The sequence below is a fragment of the Rufibacter ruber genome, assembly GCF_001647275.1.
In the GTDB taxonomy this organism is placed as follows: domain Bacteria; phylum Bacteroidota; class Bacteroidia; order Cytophagales; family Hymenobacteraceae; genus Nibribacter; species Nibribacter ruber_C.
The window spans coordinates 1-23,507 of record NZ_LRMM01000076.1; the positions used below are offsets into that span (position 1 = coordinate 1).

The 23,507-nt window shown below is 52.4% G+C and carries 12 protein-coding genes; all 12 read right to left on the bottom strand.

What is annotated here, in order from left to right:
- Nucleotides 1-72 precede the first annotated feature (72 nt).
- The 12 genes from A8O25_RS19540 to A8O25_RS19600 all read right to left on the bottom strand — a co-directional run bounded on the left by A8O25_RS19540 (nucleotide 73) and on the right by A8O25_RS19600 (nucleotide 23,103).
- A complete protein-coding gene (locus tag A8O25_RS19540) occupies nucleotides 73-1,011 on the bottom strand; it encodes a PorP/SprF family type IX secretion system membrane protein (protein ID WP_082893767.1) in 939 nt (312 codons plus the stop codon).
- Between the two features lie 32 nt (nucleotides 1,012-1,043).
- A complete protein-coding gene (locus A8O25_RS19545; RefSeq protein ID WP_082893768.1) occupies nucleotides 1,044-3,848 on the bottom strand; it encodes a T9SS type B sorting domain-containing protein in 2,805 nt (934 codons plus the stop codon).
- Nucleotides 3,849-3,894: 46 nt separating this feature from the next.
- Nucleotides 3,895-6,555: a glycoside hydrolase family 2 TIM barrel-domain containing protein gene (locus A8O25_RS19550; protein WP_066838661.1), complete on the bottom strand. Its 2,661-nt coding sequence runs from the start codon at nucleotides 6,553-6,555 to the stop codon at nucleotides 3,895-3,897.
- A gap of 288 nt (nucleotides 6,556-6,843) precedes the next feature.
- On the bottom strand, nucleotides 6,844-7,917 hold the full coding sequence (locus A8O25_RS19560; protein ID WP_066838668.1) for an endo-1,4-beta-xylanase: 1,074 nt from the start codon (nucleotides 7,915-7,917) through the stop codon (nucleotides 6,844-6,846).
- A gap of 9 nt (nucleotides 7,918-7,926) precedes the next feature.
- Nucleotides 7,927-9,345, bottom strand: coding sequence for an agarase (locus A8O25_RS19565; protein ID WP_153042843.1), 1,419 nt, complete (start codon nucleotides 9,343-9,345; stop codon nucleotides 7,927-7,929).
- A 1-nt stretch (nucleotide 9,346) separates the two neighbouring features.
- Nucleotides 9,347-11,173 carry a glycoside hydrolase family 2 protein gene (locus A8O25_RS19570; RefSeq protein WP_066838677.1) on the bottom strand — a complete coding sequence of 609 codons (1,827 nt, stop codon included), beginning with the start codon at nucleotides 11,171-11,173 and terminating at the stop codon, nucleotides 9,347-9,349.
- 117 nt (nucleotides 11,174-11,290) lie between these two features.
- Nucleotides 11,291-12,949, bottom strand: coding sequence for a RagB/SusD family nutrient uptake outer membrane protein (locus A8O25_RS19575; protein ID WP_066838679.1), 1,659 nt, complete (start codon nucleotides 12,947-12,949; stop codon nucleotides 11,291-11,293).
- 26 nt (nucleotides 12,950-12,975) lie between these two features.
- Nucleotides 12,976-16,029, bottom strand: a complete 3,054-nt coding sequence (locus A8O25_RS19580) for a SusC/RagA family TonB-linked outer membrane protein (RefSeq protein ID WP_082893769.1) — start codon at nucleotides 16,027-16,029, stop codon at nucleotides 12,976-12,978.
- Nucleotides 16,030-16,069: 40 nt separating this feature from the next.
- Nucleotides 16,070-17,725, bottom strand: a complete 1,656-nt coding sequence (locus tag A8O25_RS19585; RefSeq protein ID WP_066838685.1) for a RagB/SusD family nutrient uptake outer membrane protein — start codon at nucleotides 17,723-17,725, stop codon at nucleotides 16,070-16,072.
- An 11-nt stretch (nucleotides 17,726-17,736) separates the two neighbouring features.
- Nucleotides 17,737-20,961: a SusC/RagA family TonB-linked outer membrane protein gene (locus A8O25_RS19590; protein WP_082893770.1), complete on the bottom strand. Its 3,225-nt coding sequence runs from the start codon at nucleotides 20,959-20,961 to the stop codon at nucleotides 17,737-17,739.
- A gap of 113 nt (nucleotides 20,962-21,074) precedes the next feature.
- On the bottom strand, nucleotides 21,075-22,250 hold the full coding sequence (gene uxuA / locus A8O25_RS19595) for a mannonate dehydratase (protein WP_206598712.1): 1,176 nt from the start codon (nucleotides 22,248-22,250) through the stop codon (nucleotides 21,075-21,077).
- A 31-nt stretch (nucleotides 22,251-22,281) separates the two neighbouring features.
- The gene (locus tag A8O25_RS19600) at nucleotides 22,282-23,103 is read right to left on the bottom strand and encodes an SDR family oxidoreductase (protein WP_066838691.1); all 822 of its coding nucleotides are present in this window, start codon (nucleotides 23,101-23,103) and stop codon (nucleotides 22,282-22,284) included.
- Between the last annotated feature and the right edge of the window lie 404 nt (nucleotides 23,104-23,507).

The window sequence follows — 23,507 nt, forward strand, 5'->3', positions numbered from 1 at the left end:
TTCTTGGAAATAAAGAAAAATTTCCTTTTCGCTGTTTTGGCCAAAACAGCCCGAAAACGGAAAGGCGCATCCCTATTTCGCCAAGGCGAATTTCAAGCCTAGTTCAAATCCGCCGCTGGCGTAGTCTTTCATGTCTGACGGGGCAGTGGTGTAGATGCCCGTGAAGGCCAGCCGTGACTTGTAGCCCACGGAGAAACCAAACGTGGCCTCCTGGTTGCTGTGGTACAGCCCGAACACATTGAAGGCATTGTCCAGGAAAGAAATGTTCGCGCCCGCGTCCAGGATATTGTCTGTCTCTTTCACCCCGCGGTAGGCAATTTTGGGTTCAATGCCAATGGTCTGGTCTCCCGCGGTCACGTTGAAGCGGTAACTCACGGCCGTAAAGAACGTGGGGTAGTTGATCACCTCCACCTCGTTGGGGTCTGAGACCAGATAGTTTCGCATGCCCAATAGTGCGCCCTGCACCGTGAGTTTGTCGGTGGTGAACCCCAACCCGAAGTCACCGTCCAGCTGCAGGCTCCGGTCATTGAACCGGTTCACGCTGGGGTCGCTGTTCTCACCAATCACATTACTGTTGCTGATGCGCTGGTTGTTAAAACCGACTGAAAGCCCGAAGTGCAGCTGCTGGCCTTCGTTCACGGGCAAATGGTAGGCGTACGTGCCCACGGCGCTGGTATGGCGCAGCAATCCCGCTTTGGTGTTCTGCACCTTCAGGCCCACGCCTACGTTGCCGCCAAAGCCGTATTCAGCGGTGAGCGACTGGGTTTTGGGCGTACCTGGGAAAGAATTCCACTGCTGCCGGTAGGCCAGGTTCAGTTTCCAGCCGTTGTCCAGCCCCGCCATGGCCGGGTTGCCCAGGTATTGGTTCTGGAAATACATGGTCCCCAAAGGATTGATCTGGGCCAACGCCTCCCCGCCGGAATGGAACAGTTGCGTCCCCATTAGGGCACTCACCAGCACCACGTGCAGGCAAATTTTCTGAAGGATAGTATTAGAAGTTTTCATGGTCATGCTTTTACTATAGTTCGTTTGTCTGCCTGTGCTTAGTCTCTTACTAGGGTAATGAAGCCTTTGAACAAGGGTTGCCCGTTCCCGAAATCCACGATGTAGTAGTAGGTTCCGGCGGCCAGCGGCGCGTTTTGGAAGGTTCCGTCCCAGGTGTTGCGGTAGCCTTTCTGCTGGAAGACCACGCGCCCGGCCCGGTCAAATACCTTCACCTCATTGTTGCGGTAGAAGTCAATGTTCTGGATGACCCATTTGTCGTTCACCCCGTCGTTGTTGGGCGTGAGCAGGTTGGAAGCCTGCAGCACGCTGTAATTCTCGGTTACCTCCAGCGTGATAGACTCCGTATCAGTGCAGCCGTTCTCATTGGTCACCGTGACCTGGTACGTGGTAGTGGCCTCTGGCCGAACGGTTAAGGTAGCGCTGTTCTGCCCACTCACTATCCCGTTGGCATTGGCCCAGACATAACTGGTGCCGCCGCTGGCCGTCAACGTGGCGGTCAGTCCTTTAGAAAGCTGTGTGCCCTGGTTGGAGGTGATGGTGGCGGTAGGCAAGGCCACGCTGGTCAGTTTGAAGGTGCGGGTGAACGTATCTGTTCCGCCGTGGGCGGTGCCGCCGTTGTCTTTCAGGGTCACGGTCACATCGGCTTCGCCGAGGGCGCCCGCTTTCAAACGGTAAGAAAGTTGCGCTGCCCCATTCGCCCCTGGCGTGATGCTCAACTCCTCAAACAAGGCACTGTTGGTAGAAGCCACGGAGTATGTCAGAGTCTGGGTAGTCTCAGGCCCTGGCGTGGCGTTGGAGAGGGCAATGGTTTGGGTTTGAGTGATGTTACAAGCCACCTGGTCAGCGATGGCGGCCAGCGTAGGCGCCTCGTTCACATCCTGCACCGCCACCGTGAAGACCTCCTCCAGGAAATGCCCGGACGAAGACGTGGACCTTACCCGCACCGAATAGCTGGACTTGGCTTCAAAATTCAGAGCGGCCGCGGTTTGCAGTTGATTCCCTGATATGCTGAACGCCGTATTATCAGTATCCCCGTCCCCGCTGACCAAGCTGTACGTGAACGTGGCAGAGGCATTGTCTGAGGTGGACGTCAACTCACCTGCCACGGTTCCAAGCGGTGCGTTTTCATAGACCGTCTGGGGGGTGAAGGAAACGGTGAGCACCTTCGCGATATTGGTAATGATCTCAGCTACATTAGAGAACTCTGACGCCGCCGAAGCACCCGTAGCCCTTATTCTGTAGTAGTATTTGGTGGAGCCCACCACTGTTTTGTCTGAGTAGGTGGTAACGTTTGCCCCTACCGTGGCCAAAGAGTTGAAGGTAGTACCGTCTGTGGAGCGCTCTATTTCAAAACCCGTTTCATTAGGAGAGTTATCGGTCCAGGACAGGTCTATCTGGGAGGCCGTGATGGCGGCCGCCGTTAAATCAGAGGGAGCGGCTGGCGCCCGAAGCGAGGCAATAAACGCCCGGTTATTGTCGCCGTAGCCCATGCCCCATTTGCGGTCTGTGTCTGTAGAGGATTTTGCCTTCACGCCGTCAAAGTCTTCTATGGAGACCGTTGGGTTCAAGGGATAAAGGAAAAAACCGGTGCCGTTGGTCTCCGCAGAAACCAAGGCTCTGCTATAGATCGCATTGAAAAAAGAACCCGCGGTAGAAGCGTTTCCATTGTTAGACACCAGGGCATGGATGGCATCCCCTGCCCCGTTGATGTCCCCTCTTTTGATCATGACCATGTCTGTCATGGTGAGGTTGAACTCATGCCCGCTCAACGCCACGTTATCCAGATAGGGGGAGGAGTTGGTTAAGAGCAGGTCCAGGGTGAAGTCTGAGGCGTCTGTGTCTTCCACGTAGGCAGCGTCCTGCGACTGGGTTTTGCGCAGCACAATGGTGGTTCCTTTCCTCATATCGGCCCAGAAGGCAATGTTCTTGAAGCGGTACTTGCCGCCGGTGTCGTTTACCAGATTGTCATTGAAATCTTTGACCACCAGGTTGCGCATGTCAAAATGGTCTTGCACCACCAGCAGCTCAAACGCATCTGATTTGCCGTCATTCGTGTCAGTGGCATTGTAGATTTTGTTTACCACCACGGGGAGATTCACCGGACCTTCGGCCACTACGGGGCGCCGCAGGGAGGCGATGAAATTTCTGTTTCCAGCCCCGTACCCGAATCCCCATTGGCGCTGCACATCATTGGCATTGGTGATGGCATTGGAAGCGGTGGCGCTGGTGCCGTTGTAATCGCTCACGTTCTGGGTTGGGTTGGTAGGATAGTAGAAGTACCCGCCCCCCGGGTTGGCGTACACCAGCTTGATTTTAGGGCTGGTGGTACTGGCAAAGTGGGCAGAGGCGTCAATATTGGCCGCGCTCCCGTAGGCAAAGGCATGAATAGACCCGGCGGTGCCGGTAGGTTCCCCCGTCTTTACCATCACCATATCATTGCCGGTAAGATTGAAGATGGCGGTTCCCCCGCGGTTGGTGAAGTAGGTGGTGTTCTGCAGCAGGACGTCAATGATGAAATCTGAGGGGTCTGTGTCTTGCACGTAGTTGCTCTGCAAGCCGCTGAGATTACGCAGTATAATGGTGGTTCCCTTTCTCAGGTCACGCCAGAGCGGCTCATCCTTGAACTCAAACCTGCCGCCCTCTGTGGTGATGTTGTTCTCAAAGTCCTTTATGATGAATCCTCTGATATCCAGGTGATCCTGGACCACCAACAGTTCCACGGCATCGGTTCTACCGTCTGCGTCATTGGAGCCGTTCAATAACTTGTTAATGACAATACTTTGAGCCTGTACCGCATTAAAAGATAAGAAGACACCTAATAAAAGTAAAAGTGCTTTTCTCATATGTTGCTGTTATAAGTTGTAGTGTAAGTTGTTTGTCTGTTCCTGTTTATTGTACCCGCTTTACTTTGATGGCATTGAGAATGGGCTGCCCGCTGATTTTTTCAAACTGGAGGTGAAGTCCCTGGTCTTTTTGGGCTTTCACCTGAAAAGTGCGCTGCAGCAGGGTCTTGGGGCCTGCCTGTCTTGCCAAATCCAACTCATTTATAATCTTTTTCTGATTCAGGAGCACCTGGAATACCCGTTTGCCTGATGCGGCCGCAGCGGCGCTGCCCAGATCATACACCAGACTGCTGTGACTGCCTTCCGGCTCCGCAAAGCTCAGTTCCACTTCATACAGCCCGTCCACCACGTCAAAGCGGTAGCCCTCCAGGTTCTGCCGGAGCGTTTGATACAGTGGGTTCTGCGTTGTCCCTGCTATGTTGGATTGGATGCCCGGCCGGGACTTGTTGGGTCGGTAAGGTTCGCCGCCCACATATCCCCAGCTCCCGCTGCGGTACGGCTGGTCGGGCTCATAGATGAACTGCTTCTCTGGGTGGAAGTACCAGGCATTGCTTCCGCAGTTCACGCCTATCTCCACAAAAGCCGCCGCATCTTGGTTGAGTTGAAAAGGCTGCAGTTGCATTTCTACCGTCTTGAAATCCTCTGCTGGCATGCCTTGTCTCTCCCCAACTGCCCGCAGGTTGTTCTTTCCGGGCACCAGCGGCACATCAAAGGTGGCAACGGCCTCTTGCACCTGTTTTCTGCCCAAAGATTTGCCGTTGAGAAACAGCTCCACCTCCGCGCAGTTGCTGTACACGTTTACGGGGTTGATAACAAAAGAATCCCCTGCCTTTTGGGGAGCCATCCGGCGGAGCGGCCAATCTTGCGTGGCCACGTGCACCACGGCTGAGTCTGTCCTGAGGGTGGCTTTGTAGAAATAGAAAATGTCTTTCTTGGTGCGGTTAAAGGTCACCAGGCCTTTGTTGTTAAGGCGCGGCATGGTCTCCTGCCTTCCCTCAGACCCGAAATCGGCCAGAATCCAAGCCAGCGAACCTGCCACAAACGGTCGGGTTTGTATGGTTCTCAGGTAACTCTGGGCGTACAGAAACTGCCACTGCGGGCTAAAGTCAAACTGCTCGGGTTGCAGGGTATTGAGTCTGAGGTCGCTGCCCGCGCCATATTCACTTACCAGGAGCGGTATTTTGGGGTAAGCCTGGTGCTGCTTGTCCAGAAACGTACCTACCTCACTGAACTTGCCGCCGTACCAACCCTGGTACAGGTTCCACCCCACCAGCTGGGAAATGTGCTGCAGCCCGTGTTTGGTATAAAGATCACTGCCGTGGAAAGCCACCGTGGTCAGGCGGGTGGGGTCTTCGGCTCTGGCCACTTTCTCCAGTTGCCGGGCCAGCTGCATGGTTTTCTGAATGATCTGCTCTTTCTCCGCGTCAGAAACTTTCAGGCTGCCCAACCTGAGCAGCACCTCATTCATATAGCCCCACATGACAATAGACGGGTGGTTGTAGTGCTGCTGAATCATCTCCCGCAACTGCGTGCTGGTATTCTCCGCGAAAGCCTGTGACGGGTTGATTTCGTTTACCGTGGGCACTTCCATCCAAACCAGCAACCCCAGTCGGTCACACGCCTCCAGCAGGGCAGGGTCTTGCGGGTAATGGGCCAGCCGCACGAAGTTGGCGCCCAGCTCCTTCAACAGCCGGGCATCATGTGCATGCAATTCATCAGGCAGAGCACTGGCGAGCCCTTCCCAATCCTGGTGGCGGGACGCTCCTGTGAGTTTGAGATGCTGGCCATTGAGAAAGAACCCGCTGTCTGGGGAAACAGAAAACCACCTGAAGCCCACGGGATGGGTGATTTCATCTAGAACTTCTTTGGTTCGGGCATCTTTGATAGAGGTAGTCACCCGGTACAGATAAGGAGAATCTGGGCTCCACAGGTGGGGCGTAGGAATAGCCTTGCTCACAGCAGAGAAGCTGTGGTTCTGCCCGGCCTTTGATGGAACCTTAGAGGTAAACGCTGCTACTTCTTTCCCTTGGGCATCTTTGACGGAGTGCGCAATCTCCAGCTTCCGGTCTTTTGCGCTTTCATTGGTGAGGGTTCCCTTCACCTGCACCGTGGCCCGCTGTGCACTCACCTGGGGCGTCTGCACAAAAACACCGTTGGCCCCATATGAGGTAAAGGCGAAGTGGATATCTGAGGTTTTGATCAACCAGACATCCCGGTACAGGCCTCCATACAAGGTGAAATCTCCTGAGATTGGGGCAATATGCGCCTTGGCGGAGTTATCTACTTTCACTGAGATGACATTGGGACCGTCCTTCCGCAGAAATGAAGTAAGGGGCACGGCAAATCCGGTGTAACCGCCTTCATGGGTCCCCGCCAGTTTCCCGTTCACATACACCTCCGCTGAAAGCAGCGCCCCCTCTAAAAATAGAAACACTTTATCTGAAGGCGTAAACGTGTCCAACAGCCTTTTCTGGTACCAACCTATTCCTTTATAAGGTGCACCCGTGGGCACGAAGGCATCGGTTTGGTTCCAGGTGTGTGGCAAGGTCACCTTCTCCCAACCCTCCTCCTGCCCCATAGGCACCTGCTTGTTTAGGGTATCACCCTTTCGGAAAAGCCACGCGTCATTCACCTTCACCGCCGTGCGCTGGGCGCACACCGGGAGGCAAAACAACAGGCTTAAAAACCAGACAAAGGTGATTCTCATTTTGTGCTATGGAATAAGAACTCAGGTGACACACTTGCTGCACACGTTTGCAGAAGACTTGGGATTCTTGCCTCCACCACCTGCTTGTGTGTGATGATATTTTCTTAGGCAAAAGCCCCAGCGGGAATACTCTTTATAAGGGAGCCGCCGTTTTTGGCCTCTTTTTGTGAAATCAGCCTAAAAACGCAATGACGCCAGAGGCTGATCATCCTTTGGTTTTCTTCTCTTTGCCTTATTTCCTTTTTGCTGTTTTTGGCCAAAACAGCCCAAAAACGGAAATGACAGCCTTTACTGAACCCCTTCAATAATGCCTTGGTAGGCAGGCTTAGGCTGGTAGTTTTTATCAAAGGGCAAAGGCCAGTCAGGGGCGCCGTTGAAGCCCGGCACCCAGCTGTCGCCGTCGGTTACGTTCCAGGTGGTGATGCCAAACTGCTGTTCTTTGGGAATAGCATTATAAGCCTTTACAATGAATTTATACCGGGTGGCCTGCAGCTGCGCCGTGGCGGGCGTGAGCATGATTCCCTGCGTTTTCTCCGGGTTCATGGAGATGTCCAGCTCTGAGATGTGCACTTTCAGGCCGGTACTGGCCGCCGTAGTGATGGCCGCGGTGAGGTTGGCGTCTGATTGGTTGTAGCGGGTGTGCATCTGCATGCCAATGCCATGAATGGGAATCCCGCGCGCTTTCAGGCTGTTCACCAGATTAATAATGGCGTTGCGTTTGGTAGGGCCGTATTCATGCCCGTAGTCATTGTAAAACAAAAGCGCGGCGGGGTCTGCCTCATGGGCATACTGGAACGCGCGGGCTATGTAGTCATCGCCCAGAATGCGGCGCCACACGCTGTTGCGCAAGGTTCCGCCCTCGTTCTCAAAGGCTTCGTTCACCACATCCCAGGAGGCTACTTTGCCTTTAAAATGGGAGACAATGGTTTGAATGTGGGTCTTAAATATCTGCTCAAACTCTGCGGGGGTGCCGTTGTAGTTCTCTAGCCAGGCGGGCAGCGACTGGTGCCAGATCAAGGTGTGCCCATGCACGCGCTTGCCGCTTTGCTTCGCAAACTCCACCAGATAATCGGCGTCATTCCACACGTACAGGTCTTTGGAGGGGTGCAGGGCAGCCGGTTTCATGGCGTTCTCTGCCGTGATGCTGTTCATCTCCTTGGCCACCAGATTACGGTATTGGGCATTGTTCCGGATGAGGTTTACGTTCACCGCCGCCCCAAAAGGGAAAGGCAGCTTGGTGTGCAGCCCATCAGTGGAAACGGGTGGTGTGGTCACCAACACGGGTTTGGGAAACTCCTCCTCCTTTCCGCAGGCCGCAAGCCCGAGGCATAACAACGCTGTTTTCCAAAAATGCTTTTTCATGAGTGCCTCCTATTTCTTCTTTTGAAAATAATCTGCCAGTTGATACATGTGTTGGTTGATCTCCCGCATCTTGTCCATGAGCGGTTGATACACCTGGTAATAATTGTCCACGATGCCTTTGTTGGCATCAATGTTAGAGGGCTCGGCGCCTTCTAAGGTAGGGTCATTGTCCTGGTACTGGAACCAGTGCCAGCCCACGCAGTTGGGGTTTTCCAGGAGACCCAGCGTGAAGTTCTGGTAAAACAAGCCTCTGTCCTGCTGGGTCTTCACCATCCAACCCGCGCCGGTTCTGTTGGGCAAACCTGAGTCCTCCCCTTTCACGTACCACTCCGTGATGATAAATGGCTTCTTAGACCAAGCCCCCCAGTTGCGCATTTTGTCCTGCTCCGGGGTCCAGACGTTGTAGTAGTTGATGGAAACCACATCTACATATTTACCCGCGGCCTCCAGCATTTCTGGGTACTCGCGCTGGTTGCCGTAGAACCGACAGCCCAGGTACAGGTGGTTGGGGTCATATTTCTTGATGGCTTTGGCCACAATAGAGAAGTAACGCTCAGCAGCGAAGGCCAGGAACTCCTTGCGGTGCGCATCGGTGATCTGCTCCGGGGTGATGCCTCGCTCTTTTATCCATTGATGGGCGGCAGCATAGCCGGGTTCTTTGGGGTCAAGGGTCAGGTAGCCCTCCAGGTTCTTTCGCCCGAAGGGCATTTCATTGTCTGAGAAATACCCGAACACATTCTTGTCATCTTTGTAGGCGGCCAGTTGCTTGGCGTGGTTGTCACAGAAGGCCTCAAACTCGGGGTCAAAGACGAAGATGACATCATTGGGGTAGCCGCGGTGGCCGGGTTTCTGGTAGGTGCCGCCGCGCTTCTTGCCGTAGGCGCTCATGAAATCCCAGTTGACGGTGTAGGCCAGCGGGGTTTTCTCCTGCCGCGGCGAGGCAATCAATTCTTTCACGTTAGACCAGGAGCCCGTGCCGTTAAAACCGTTCTCCCGCAGCAACTGATTGGCGGCGGAGGCCCAGCCCCTGCTGTCTTTGAACGTCTCTTTCAGGGCCTCTTTGTTGCGGGCGGAGGCTCCCATGGTCACCGTGTTCACCGCGGTGTGCAGGAAATAATACCCCTCAGGGTCAATGGCCCACCAACGGCCGTTCAGCTGCTTCACATGGAAGAAGCCGGTGGCTTTGGTGCGTTTGTCTTTTCTGCCGCCGTATGGGCTCAGCTTGGTTTCCTTCGGTTTGAAATCTGTCAGTTGCGCGAAGCTTCTAGTGGCGTAATCTTTCCACTCCCCAAAGCCTTTGGTGGCATCAGAAGTAGTGAGGCCGCGCTTAGCCTGCACCACGAGCGGCGCCGGTGCTTTCTCCTGTGCTTTCACCACCGGAGCCAACGCCAGAACCGCCGCCAAAGACAACAAAATCTGTTTTCTCATGCTACTTGTACTTTTGCTGCATCTGGTCATAGAAGTTCTTCAGGACGTAGAAGGCCTTCTTTTTCTCGCCGGTGTCTGAATACACGCCTTTGCGGTTCCAGAAATCCTGGTACACGGGGTGCTGGCGGCGCGGCGATCTGAAGTCAACCAGAATCCAGGGTGTCATGCCGCGCAGGGCGCTTACTTTGCCTAACATCTGGAGTTGGTATTTGTACATGGCCTCCTGGTACTCTTCTGACCAGCGGGTTTCTTCATCGGCGTGGTAACCGGCCACGGCCTCGCCCCCGAACTCGGTGATGACCACCGGTTTGTTGTACTTGATTTTGAAGGTGTACTTAGGCAGGTCTTTGGGCACGCCCCAGTACCAGCCGCCGTATTGATTAAAGGAAACCAAATCCAGTTTCTCGCCCAGCGGGTCATCTACAATCACGTCATAGCCATTGCGGTGCACTTCCAGAGCGGCGGCCACCAGACGGGTGTTGTCAAGGGAGCGGGTGTAGGCGGCCATGTTGCCCATGAACGCGTGACGCGGCTCACTCAGGGGTGTCTCATTGCCAATGGACCAAACCACCACGCTGGCCCGGTTCTTGTCCCGCACCACCATGTCGGTCATCTGTTGCTGGGCGTTTTTGAAGGTTTCGGGGTTCTCCCAGGAGATAGTCCAATATACCGGTACTTCGGCCCACACCATCAGGCCCATTTCATCGGCCAGGCGTACCATGTCCTCGTTATGGGTGTAATGCGCCAGACGCACGTAGTTGCAGTTCAATTCTTTGGCCCACTGCAGCATCATGCGCATGTCGCCCTGGTTGCGGAGGCGGCCGGGCAGCAGCGGGTTCTCGTCATGAATGGAGATGCCCCGGAAGAACACAGATTTACCGTTCAGCAGCACATCTACCCCTTTCACCTCAATGGTTCTGAACCCGATGCGGTCTTTCACTTCATCTGTGCCGCTGCTCACCACTACGTCATACAGCTTGGGGTTTTCGGGTGACCAATAGGTCATTTTCTTCACCGGGATAGTGAAAGAGGCTTTGCCAGAAGTATCTGTTTTGGCGGTGGTTTTGATTTTTAGTTCTGGAATGGAAACCGTGATGGTCTGCGCCTTCTCTTTGCCGCTCAGCTGCACATAGCCTTCTATCTGCTTCAGGTTGTTTTTGGCCAGCTGTACTTTGTAGTCGTTGATGTGGGTTTGGGGCAATTCGGCCAGCAGCACATCACGGGTAATGCCGCCGTAGTTCCACCAGTCGGTGTTCACGGTGGGCACCTCGTCCTGCTTGCGGGTGTTGTCTGCCTTCACCACCACCACGTTGTCGCCTTCTTTGAGCTTGCCCGTCACATCAAACTGGAAAGGCGTGAAGCCGCCTTTGTGCACGCCCAGCTTCTTGCCGTTCAGATACACATGCGCCTCATAATTCACCGCCGCAAAATAGAGCAGGTATTTCTTATCTGCCTTCGGCTGTGCCGAAAACTTCTTACGGTACCAGATGGTGCCCTCGTAGAACTTGAAGATGTCGCCCTGCGAGTTCCAGTCTGCGGGTACAATCAACTGCGGAGCGTACTCAAAGTTGTATTCAATCAGTTCTGACTTGTTCTTCTGCTCCCGGTCATCATAAAACCCCCCTTTGCCCGTAGCCGACTGGTCAAACGGCAGGTGGCGGTAATCATAGTAGCCCATTTCATAAGGATCCATGATGTAGTTCCATTGCCCGTTCAGGCTCATGAACTGACGCCCCTTGATGTTCTGGATAAGGTCCAGGCGCTGGGAGAACCCAGATTGGATGAGTACTAAGAGAAGCAGGAAAGCAGAAAGCGTTGATTTGATCATTACTCAAGTTTTGTTTGTAAGCGTGCGATTGGTTCTAGTCAGGAAATTTCTGTCACCGCATTTGAAGCTTTCCGTTTTTGGCCTGTTTTCTCAAAAACAGGCAAAAAGGAAAAATGGTTATGGCCACATGGGGTTCTGGGCAAGCGCAGGCGTTCTGTTGATCTCGCTCTGCGCGAAGGGGAAGAAGTAGTGCTTGGGCAGGAAAACGCGGTTCTCCACCACAAAGCGCTCATAGTTGTAAGAGCCGTTGGGGTTCACGGTGATGCGCATGCCATGTACAGGTCTATTGAACAGCTCCTCTCCTTTCTTCCAGCGGCGCACATCAAAGAAGCGGTGGCCCTCAAAACACAGCTCCACCTGCCGCTCCTTCTGAATGATTTTCCGCATATCATCTTTAGTCATGGCAGGGTTAGCGGCTATGACCATGTTGGCGCCTGCGCGTCTGCGCACCTGGTTGAGTTTCTCATACACATCGGTCACAGGTCCCTGGGCCTCATTCAGGGCTTCTGCATAATTTAGGAGAACCTCTGCGTACCTGATCACTACCCAAGGCCGACGGGCGTTGGTGTTGTTAGTCTGGTTCCAGGCGGCGGCCTCACTCAGAAACTTGCGCATGTAGTAGCCTGTTCTGGTGGCGTTCACATTTCTGCCTAATCCGTCTTTGCCGCCCACAAAGGTTTCTACCGGAGTGCCCTTGAAAGTTCTGCCGTTGTAGTTGATCACTATTGCCAGTCTGGGGTCACGGTTGGCATAGGGATTAGCGGCGTTATAGCCTGAGCCTTGTTCCCCAATGGGCTTGCCGTTGGCCATATCAAAGGCATCTACCAGTTCCTGCGTGGGGTTGGTTCTGCCAAGCGCCCCATTGTAACTGATGGGGGCATGATTGATTTCTATATCATTGCGGTTGAGGGCTTGGGTGGCAAAAATTACCTCTGAATTGTATTGGGCCGCCCCGTAATTGAAGATGTTGGTGTACGTGGTCTGCAGGGTGTGCTTGTTCAGCCGGATCAAAGTGTTTGCCGCATCTGCCGCGTCTTGCCACTTGGTCAAGTCATTATTAGGGTTGTGCAAAGGGCTGGCGGCATACAACAATAATCTGGACTTCAGCGCCAGCGCTGCCGTTCCCGTGGCCCGCCCTCGGTCACCTTCGGCCCAGTCATTGGTCCACTGCGGCAACATTTTATAAGCCGAGTCACAGTCTTGCAGAATTTGTTTTTTCACCTCGTCAAAGGTGTTTCTGGGCAGGTTGAGGTTCTCTGAGCGATCTAATACCCTGGTTACTAACGGCACCCCGCCATACCGCTTTAGCAGTTCAAAATAGAAGTAGGCTCTCAGGAAATAGGCTTGCCCGTTCAACCTATCCAGTTCCTGCTGAAAAGTGCGGTTGTTCTGCGGAATGATGGCGCTGGTGGCCGAATTCGCCAAAAAGGAATTCACTTTTCTGATGCCCTCATACATAGAGGCATACACATCATCAAAGGTGCGGTTTGGGCTCCAGGTATTGTTGTTGAAGATGTTGATGGAGGAGTTGGGGTTAGAGTTCACCGCTTCATCAGACGCCGAGGCCAGCATGGCCCCGTTCCCGTCCAGGTTGAAGCCTTCGGCCACAGAGAAATACGCGTTGTTCAACACGCCGCGGGCATAGTTGTCATTGGCCCAGATCTGCTCCTCGGTAATAGGGCCTTCGGTGGTGGTGCCGTCTTCCAAGAAATCCTGGCAACCCCAAAGACCAAGCGGAAGCAGCAAAAGCAACCATTTAAGCTGTACCTTTTTCATATCATTCTCTTTCTAAAAGCTGCTACTTAAAATTTAATACTTACCCCAGCCGCCCATGTGCGCAGTGACGGGTACTCTGACCCATACCCCGCCATAGGCATTTCAGGGTCAATGGGCAGATCATCTACTTTACTGAAGGTGAGCAGATTGAACCCGCTCACGTAGAACCGCATTGCGTTTACCCGCATGAACCGTGTAATCCCCGCAGGCAGGGTATAGCCCAGTTCCATTTGTTTCAGTTTCAGGAAGTCCCCGGACCGGAGCCAGTAATCAGAGTTCTGGGTGTTGTTGCCTCTGTCTGACATGGCCATGCGGGGATACAAAGCGGTCTGGGCGGTGGCGGTGCTCCAGCTATCCGGACTGAACTGGTTGAGGTAACCGCTGGCCGAGGAACCGCTGTTGATGAGGCTATTGATTTGAATAGTTCTCCCATGCACCCCTAAGAACTGAGCGGTTACATCAAACCCGGCATATTGCAGGGTGGTACCGAACCCATAGTAAGCTTTGGGCACATCAGAGTAGTCGGTCATGACAAAGTCAAAATTGTCTATGATTCCGTCAGGTACTCCGTTTGGCCCGCCAACATCGCGGTACTTAATGTCTCCTGGGCGCACGGTTCCTGAGAAACGCTGTACGGGGGCGGCATCAATCTCCTCCTGACTCTGGAAGATTCCGTCAGAGAGTAAGAACCTACGGGTAAAGGAATCACCTTGCCTCACCCCGCCAATGTTGTATCCCATCTGGCTTTGGTAAGGCAGGGTACCCGCCTCTTCATTGATGGCGATGATCTCACTTTGGGCATAGGTGAAGTTTCCGTTGAAGGAGACGTTCAATTTGCCAATGTTCTTAGAGAAATTCAGGGCCGCCTCTATGCCTTTGTACTGCGCCTCGCCCGCGTTTACCTGCACCCGGCTTTGGCCTAACACGTTGGGCAGAATATCTGCGGTCATCAGGTCGGTGCGGTTTTCATAGAAATAATCCACTGACAAGGACACGGCTTGCTTGAACAGCTTGGCGTCAAACCCTACACTTGCTTTTCTGGCTTTCTCCCAGGTAAGGTTAGGATTGGCCAACTCCAGTTCAGAGGAGTTAGGGGAAGCTGAATAGGACGTACCGAAAGCATACTGCGAGCCGCCGCGGGTCCAGTAATTGTTAAAGGCAAACCGGCGGCTGCTGATCAAGTCATTGCCCACCAACCCTACTGAACCTCTTATTTTCAAATAATCCAGGAAGCCCGCAGAGGAAAGGAAGTTTTCATCAGAGACAATCCAGCCCGCCGAGACGGCCGGGAACCAACCGGAGCGTTTTCCTGGCGCAAAATTTTGGGACTGCGAAAACGTGGCGACCACATCTACATAGTAGCGGTCTTTGAACCCGTAAGACAAGCGGTTAGAGACTCCTTGGCGTCTGTTGTCTAACCTACCGGGAGAGGCACTTAAGGCCCACTGCGCCCGGGTAGAGAAATTGAAGCTGTGCTGGCCCAGGTGACGGTTATAATCAAACCCACCCCAGAATTCATTGTTGCGTACGCTTGCGCTGAACGCGCTGGCCGAATACGTGATAGGGGCTCTGGTCCCGAACTGAGTGTAGCCCCCCGCTCCATTGTACTCAAAAACCTCATACGCCTGCTCAAATCCAGATTTGTAAAGCCCCTCCACATCATAGGTAAAGAAGGCATTAAAGGAAAGCCCCTCCAAAATAGAACCAAGTTTGTATTTCACGTCAATGGTGGACATCATAGACCTGGTCAAGTCTGAGATATACCCGTCTTCATTTAACATTGCCAGCGGATTGTTCCTGAACTGGGAGGTACCCCCGTAAGTGGCATCTTCATTGTAGATGGGGAAGGCGTTGGCGGGTGTATTGTAAAGGGTATTCAGAAACGTTCCGTTCCCCGCTGAGAGGTAGCCTAAATCTTCTATTCTCCCGTTCACATCCAGCGCGATATCCAGATCTTTGTTAATGTGCATGTTCAGGTTGGTCCTGAAGTTATAGCGCTGGAAGTTGGTATTAGCATCATACCTGGGGTTGGTGGCCCACTTGTACAAGCCGTCCTGGTTGTAGTAGCTCAGCAAGGTGAAATACTGAACAAAAGAATTCCCGCCACTGACTGTAGCCACGTACCGCTGCACGGGAGCGGCTTTTTTAATGAATTGCTTTACAAAATTATTGTTGGGGTAGCGGTAAGGGTCTGTTCCGTTCTGGTAGGCGTCTAAGGCTGTTTGGTCATAGAGAGGCTGCTCCCCGTTCTCTGCTCTGGCCCTGTTGTACAAGGTGGCATAGGTATAGGCATCTAAGGGTTTAGTCAGGTTGACCGGCGTCTGCACCCCGCCCTGGGCATCTAAGGTCACTCTGGTACTGGTAGAGCTTCCGCGTTTGGTAGTCACATACACCACGCCGTTGGCGCCCGTCATCCCGTACCAGGCCAGGGTGGCGGCGTCTTTGAGCACACTGATGCTTTCAATCTCGTTCAGGTCCATGTCCACAAAATCGCGCTCCACCCCGTCAATGAGCAACAGGGGAGATTGGTTGCTGTTGTAAGATGATCTTCCTCTAATCAACATGGAGGCATCATCTGTACCCGGTCTGGAACCCAACTGCTGAATGTAAAGCCCCGGGAGTCTGCCAGCCAGCACATTGGTTAAGGTGGATAAGGGTAGCTGAGGCAGTTCACTGGTTTTAATGGAACTCACAGAGGCAGACACCGCCCTTCTTTTGCGCACCCCAAACGGAATCTGCACATTGTCTTCATCTCCCGCTTCAATAAGCGTAGCCACCATTGTCACGGTCGTGTTTTCTAATTCACTGGCCGCACCCCGGGCTATATTGTAGCCGTTCTTTTTAAAAATGAGCACCTCATTACTGATACACTCCATGGAAAATTTCCCGTCTGGCCCGGTGGTGACTTCTCGGGTATTTTCTTGCACAGAGATGGCCACTCCTTCAAGAGGCTTTCCGTTTTTATCTACCACAGTACCAGAGGCGGTGACGGTGGCATCTGGTTCACTCTGAGCGTTGCACGTGCTTATCAGGAGAAAGCAAAAGAGGCAAGAGGCCAAAACCTTATACATCCAATTCATTGCGGCTTATCTTTAATTTTTTCTACAGCTAAGTCAAGAGTTACCAGCCTGGGTTCTGCACCAGGGTACCGTTACTTTTCCAAATCTCGGGCCTTGGAATGGGATACAGGTGCATGTAGTCTAAATAGACCTTCTGCATGGTGGTAGGAAGTAAAACAGGTGTATAGGTAAAGCTGCCATTTGGGTTTCTCACCACGTCCATACCGTACATAGGCTTAGCCACTGTTTCAGGCCCTGCCTTCCACCGCATGATGTCATACCACCTGTGGTCTTCAAAAGCTAGTTCCACCGCACGCTCATTCCTGATCCTGGCCCGCATTTCCTGTTGCGTTAAATTGGCCGGCAGCGGCGGCATGCCCACTGAGGTTCTGGCTCTCACTACATTCACTGCCTCATATACAGACGCATCTGGCCCCACCGCTTCGTTCTGAGCCTCGGCGAAGTTTAGAAGAATCTCCGCATAGCGGAAGAAAACAAAATTCACCAGCGCCGTTTGGGTTGACGTGTTGGTATAGACCTCTGGCCATAGTTTTCTGTTGTAGTATCTGGTGGCGGTGTAGTTGGGGTTGCCAGCCCGGTAATCACGGCCGCCGTCCCACATCTCCATTCTTCTTCCCTGCCATGGGGCATCATTGTACAGGATGTTGGCATAGAACCTGGGATCACGCCCTTCATAGGGCTTCTGAGGATTATACCCTGAACCAGCCTCTTGAATGGGCTTACCCGTGGCTTTCATTTCATACAGGTCCACATGGTTTTGCGTGGGGTTAAACTGCCCCTGGGCGCCACCAGATCCGGGAGACATCAAGAAGTCTATCAAATACCCTGTGCGGCTGCGCGGGCCTCTGATCTTGATCATGATGTATTCTGGAGACTGCGCCTTGTTTAAGATATCAGCGTAGGTCTCCTGCAAAGAATACTTCTTTAAATCAATGACCGCTTTGGCCGCAGCAGCGGCGGCTTCCCACTTGGTTTTATCATGAGCAGCATTATGCAAAGGGCTGGCAGCATACAGCAAAACCCTGGAGCGCAAAGCCATAGCTGCTCCCTTGGTGGCACGCCCGTAATCAGACACGGGGTACTCCTCCGGTAAACCCACCTCTGCCTCGTCCAGATCCTGGAGGATAAAATCTACTACCTCTTCATAAGAGGCTCTTGGCAGGTTGATAGGTTCATAGATTCCGTAGGGCTTATCAATGATAGGAACGCCGCCAAACCGTTTAATCAACTCAAAATAGAGAAAGGCCCTGATAAAGTGCATTTCCCCGTTGATTCTGGCCGGGGAAGGGTTCCCGGTCCAGGGAACCTGGTTCATCTTGGAGAGTACTACATTCGTCACCCTGATACCTGCATAGGCCCGGTTCCACACATCGCTGATATCATTCAAGGAGGCCCCTCCCCGCTCATAATGGTCATGGTAGGTACCCAGGTTTAACGTTCTGACAGAGACGTCATTATTTCCGGAGACCGCCTCATCTGAGGCCTGAGACGTGGTACCTCTGTGGGAGTTGAACCTAGCGTAATCATCAATCAAATGATTATAGGCATTGTCTGCAAAACGCGAAGCCAGCAAAGGGTCTGCAAATATCTCTTCTTCAGACAGATTCACACTAGGCGCCCGGTCTAAGAAATCATCCTCGCAGGAGCTCAGAAACAGCAAGAGGACCAGCAAGGGAAGGATGTATGTTGCCTTCATTTTCTCTTTTCTTAAAATTGAATGTTCACCCCTAGGTTCATGATGCGGGAAGAAGGATAAATGGACTGTCTTGAGAAATCTGTATTGGAAACATTGATATTCTCAGGGTCTAAGTACATCTTGAAGCGGGTCCAGGTGTAGAGGTTCTGCCCCGTTAGGAAGACTCTGGCAGAATTTATCTTCAAAGGCTGCAACCAGGCAGCAGGAAGTTTGTAGGAGAATTCCGCATTCCTGATTTTCAGGTAGGATGCATCTTGCAAAATGAAGTCATTTAACCGGTAGCTGATGTACCCGTTTCCTCTGGCATGCAGAGCGGGCCAAGTGGCAGTGGCGGCGGTCTCTGGGGTCCAGCGCCCCAGTTGGAATTCATACATCTGCTGCCCGTTGTTCTGCTCCGTTAAAATCACATCTGAGCTCACATTGGCCACCCCTTGAAATAAAACCGAGAAGGAGAAGTTTCGCCATGTGACAGAAGGGGAGAAACTATAGGTATATTCTGGCAATCTGGAATACCCAATGGGGGCAATGTCATCAGAGTTGATGATACCGTCTGGTTTACCTTCCGGCCCGCTGATGTCCCTGTACTTTAAATCACCGGGAATAGGGGTGCCCAAGGTATTGATGGGAGAGTTATTGATATCTTCCTGGGAGGTGTAGAAACCATCTGTGAGGTACCCATAAAACTGCCCTACCCGGTTGCCTTGCTCTTTTCGCAACGCGGGCATGCCCAAAGGCTCATCCCGGTTGATGATTTCATTTCTGGCAAAAGACACCTGGGAATAAAGACCAATCTCCACTTCCCCAATCTGCCCTTTATAATTCACCTCCACTTCATATCCTTTGTTATACACCTCCCCAATATTCAGGAAAGGTTCATTTCTTAAACCGTAGGTTTTTAAACCCGAAGCCCGCCGGGTGAGAATGTCATATCTGGTTTCATCAAACAAATCTACATTCACCTGAAGCGCGCCCCTGAAAAAGCTACTCTCAATGCCTATGTTGCGCTTCACGCCTTTCTCCCAGGTAACATCTGGGGTACCATGGGCAGTTTGAGAGATGACCGGATTGTTTCTGATACTGCCTGGGTCTCCAAACTGCACGGCGTTCCCTATCTGCGACCATACCGGAGGGTTGTTGGACACCCCACTGGAATTTTGCTCAAACGCATCTCTGAAAATAAAACGGTTATCCATTCTATCATTCCCCACCAAACCATATGACCCCCTGACCTTTAAATAGCTGAGGGCACCCGCGTTTTGTAAAAACTCTTCATTGGTCAACGTCCAACCTGCTGAAACCGCGGGGAAAAATCCATATTGGTACCCCGGGGCGAAGTTCTCTGACCCGTTATAGGCCGCATTCAGCTCAACAAAGTATTTCTCTCTGTAGTTATAGGAGACCCTGCTCACCACCCCTTGAGAAGCATAGGGGGCCGCGAACACTCCTGCTCCGGCGCTTCTGTTGGTTAAGAGTCTGGTGAAAAGCACCAGGCCGCCCACGTTGTGGTCACCAAACGACCGGTCATAGTTGAAGCCTGACTGTAAGTTGAAATTGATGGTACCGCCGTAAGTGACATTCAACCCGCTCAAGGGTTCGTCCCGGGGCCTATCAGAGGAAAGCACGACCTCCTGGGTTCTTCGGTTGACAATGTTATAGGCCGCCCAAACCGCATTTCTACGGGTAGTGCTGGTATAGTAGGAATCATAACCCACCGTGGTTCTAAACGTGAGTCCCTCTACTAATTTGCTCAAATTATAATGTAAGTTAAAAGTACTCTCAATGACATTGTTGTCATCATCTCGGGTTCCCCATCTGGTGAGCACCGCGTACGGGTTCCAGATGTTGGTGCCCACATTGGCATTCTGGGCAATTCTGCCGTCTGGCAAGAAAACCGGATACGCAAAAGAGGGGGTCTGCATAATTCTGGAAATCATGCCCTCCACGTTGTCATAAGAGAAGGAACTTCCCTGAGGCCCCGCAGGCTGATACCGTTTCTGCATGCGGCCGCCCAGCCTCACCGAGACCTTGAAATCATCAGACAGATTGATATCCACATTAGAGCGGAAGTTAAAGCGATTGAAAGAAGGCGTGGTTTTGAAACCATAAGGAGATTCAAACTCCTTGAAAATACCATCCTCAAACAAGTACCCCGCAGAGGCAAAATATTTTATTTTCTTGGTGCCACCGCTTACGTTCACATTGTGCTGGGTCTGTGAGTAGAAATCGCGGCTTACATAATCAAACCAGTTAATATCAGGGTAAAAGAACGGGTCAGAACCGTCTCTGAACTTCTGTAACTCGTCTGCGCTGAACTCATTGCCCAACCCATCATTCCGGCGGGCCTCATTGATGAGAAACGCGTTGGAATAGGCGTCCAAAGATTTAGGAATACCTGTATAGGTCTGTAAACTGAAGTTGCCGCTGTAGCTGACCCTGGGCTTGCCTTCCTTCCCCGCCTTGGTGGTGACCACAATCACCCCGTTGGCCCCTCTAATCCCATACACAGCCGTCATGGCCGCATCTTTTAAGACCGTGATCGACTCAATTTCATTCGGGTCAATGTCCCCGAAGTCTGGCCGTTCTATACCGTCCACCACTACTATGGCGCCGCTGTTTCCATAGGTAGCGGCCCCTCTGATGTTGATGACCGAGGCATTGGCCCCCGGCTGTCCACTCCGCTGGATAGCTCCTACCCCAGGCATTCTCCCAACCAGGGCATTGGTGGCGTTAGAGGTGGGAGATTTAAGAATCTCGGCACCACTCACGGTGCTGGCCGCCCCCGTGAGGGTAGACTTCTTTTGCTGGCCGTACCCAATCACCACTACCTCATTCAGACCGGTGGCCTGTTCCTGTAAAACCACAGCCATGGCACTGTTTGTCACCGCTGGCCGCTCTGCAGAAACATAGCCTACGTAGGAGAATACCAAAACGCTTTGCGCATTGGGCACCCTGATAGAAAAATTCCCCTCCACATCTGTCAGGCTTCCTATCTGGGTCCCTTTTACTACCACGCTCACCCCAATCAAGGCTTCACCTTTCGCGTCTTTTACCGTGCCCCTTACAGTTAACTGCTGTTGCACCACAGATGCGTTCAACCAACCTTCTGGGGTAAATGGAGCAGCAGGCTTCCTTTCTACCCCTCTGGCTGCCGCCGAAGGAAGAAATGAAAGAAGCACCAGCACAGAAGCCAGGCTACAATGCCGCTGCCATGTACGTTCTTGTAGATACTTTATCATAGAATATGTTTAAGAGGCACCTAGTATCAGCTATTCTTTAGTTCAGACACAAGAGAAGGAATACAGATCAGATTCATATCAGGGATAATAGGGAAGGATGTGCGAACGCAGAATCAACCATTCCCTACAAGGGAGCGATAAATCCCCAACTCCAGCCCCCTTAACTCTGCCAGGCCGCGCAACCTACCTATGGCAGAATACCCAGGATTTGTCTTTTTATGCAAGTCATCCAGCATCTGATGCCCATGGTCTGGCCGCATAGGAAGAGAAAGTTTTCTCTCCTGCATAACCAGAAGGAGCTCCTTCATGACAGCGTACATGTCCACGTCGCCTTCCAAATGGTTGGCTTCATAGAAGTTCCCCTCTTCGTCTCGTTGGGTGCTGCGCAGGTGCACAAAGTTGATTCTTTCCCCAAACCGTTTAACCATGGCCGGCAGGTCATTGTCTGCCCGCACCCCAAAGGAACCCGTGCAAAAGCAAAGCCCGTTGCTGGGGGACGGAACCGCCTGAAAGAGCGCCTCCACATCTGCGGCGGTACTCACCACGCGGGGCAACCCTAAAATACTGTAGGGCGGGTCATCTGGGTGAATGGCCATTTTCACCCCCACCTCTTCGGCAACGGGAATGACTTCTTTCAAAAAGTAGATTAAATGCTCCTGCAGCTCTTTAGGTGAAATATCCTGATAGGCATCTAAGGCTTGCTGGAACTGCTGCAGGGTAAAACTCTCTTCGCTCCCAGGCAGACCCGCTATTATATTCTGCTGCAGCTGCAGCTTTTCAGGCGCAGACATTGCCTCAAAACGCTGCCTGGCTTTTTCAACCTGCTCTGGGGTATAGTCTTTTTCGGCTCCCTTGCGCTGCAGAACAAATACATCAAAGGCAATGAAAGCCGCCATTTCAAATCTTAGCGCCCGGGAACCATCTTCCACCTGGTAACTTAAATCTGTGCGGGTCCAGTCCAGCACCGGCATAAAATTATAGGTCACGGTGTTGACTCCGCAAGCAGCCAGGTTCCGGATGGATTCTTTGTAGTTATGGATATAGGCCTGAAACCCTGCTGCCTGTGTTTTAATAGACTCATGCACCGGAATACTCTCTACTACGCTCCACACAAGGCCTTCCTGTTCAATCTCCTGCTTACGTCTTTCTATCTGTTCTACGGTCCAGACTTCGCCGTTAGGCACATGGTGCAAGGCAGTGACAATGCCTGTTGCCCCTGCCTGATTAATATCTCGCAAGGAAACCGGATCATTGGGTCCAAACCATCTCCAACTTTGCAAAAGCATCATAGCTGTTTCTTCTAAACTATTTTTTTGTTGTTTACACGCCGCAGTACGCGTTAAAGCCCCCGTCTACCAGCACGGTTTCGCCGCTTACAAACCGGGAGGCATCACTTAACAGATAGATCAATGTACCGGTCAACTCCTCTGGCACACCAAACCGCTGAAAAGGAGTGTTGGTGATGAATTTCTCAGCCCGGTCTGTGTGGCTCCCGTCTGCGTTCAGCAGCAAATCTCTGTTCTGCTCTGTCAGGAAAACCCCAGGGGCCAGGGCATTGATTCTGAGAGCGCCACCGTAGCGCAAGCCCAGCTCTACGGCCATCCATTGAGTATAGGACTCTACCGCTTTTTTAGCCATGGAATACCCTAGCACCCGGGTAAGCGGACGCTGGGCGGTCAGGGAAGAGATATTTACAATCACCCCTTTGCCTCTGTCGGCCATCACGCTTCCAAAAACCTTGGTAGGAATCACCGTCCCGAACAGGTTCAGATCAACAGCCCTGCGGGTATCTTCAATGTTTAAATCAAAAATATTCTGCCCCGGCCCTACGGTGGCCCCCGGCATGTTACCGCCGGCACCGTTCACCAATCCGTCAATGGTACCCCATGCCAGCAATATCTTTTCTTTGGCGGCCTGCATCTGGGCTTCGTCCTGCACATCTGCCAGTACCGCCATGGCCTCGCCGCCAGTTGCCTGAATGGCCTCCACCCGCTCTTTGGCGCGCGCTCCGTTCCTGCCCAAGATGGCCACCTTCGCCCCGGCCTGCGCCACCGCCAAAGACAACGCCGAACCTAACACTCCGGTAGCCCCGGTAATTACAATCACTCTGCCCTTCAAGGAAAACTGCTCTAATCCTGTCATGTTAATGAATACTAAACTTCATACCCTTGGGCAGCACAATGATGTAGCAGCACCTTTATAAGAATATCTTTGAGTATGCACACGTGTGCATACCCAAAGATATATAAATTTTGGAACAGGCAAGAAATATTTTGAAAATTTTAAATTTGAGAAGCCTTAGACGGGAGTGGCATTATAAATACATCAAAACCTCAAATGGAGAGATGCACTTATAAATAAGTGCTCTTCAGAAAGGAGATGCAAAGCAGACCAAAGCAGGCTTAGGGCCTTTCTTTCAAACACGTACCTGTAGTCAATTATCAACCCAGGCAATTTAGCCCAAGGGGCTACGCCTCATTTACAGCGGGTGGTTGATAAGAAATATTTCTGTTGCGTTGCATGCAACAGCAACTACAAACACATCT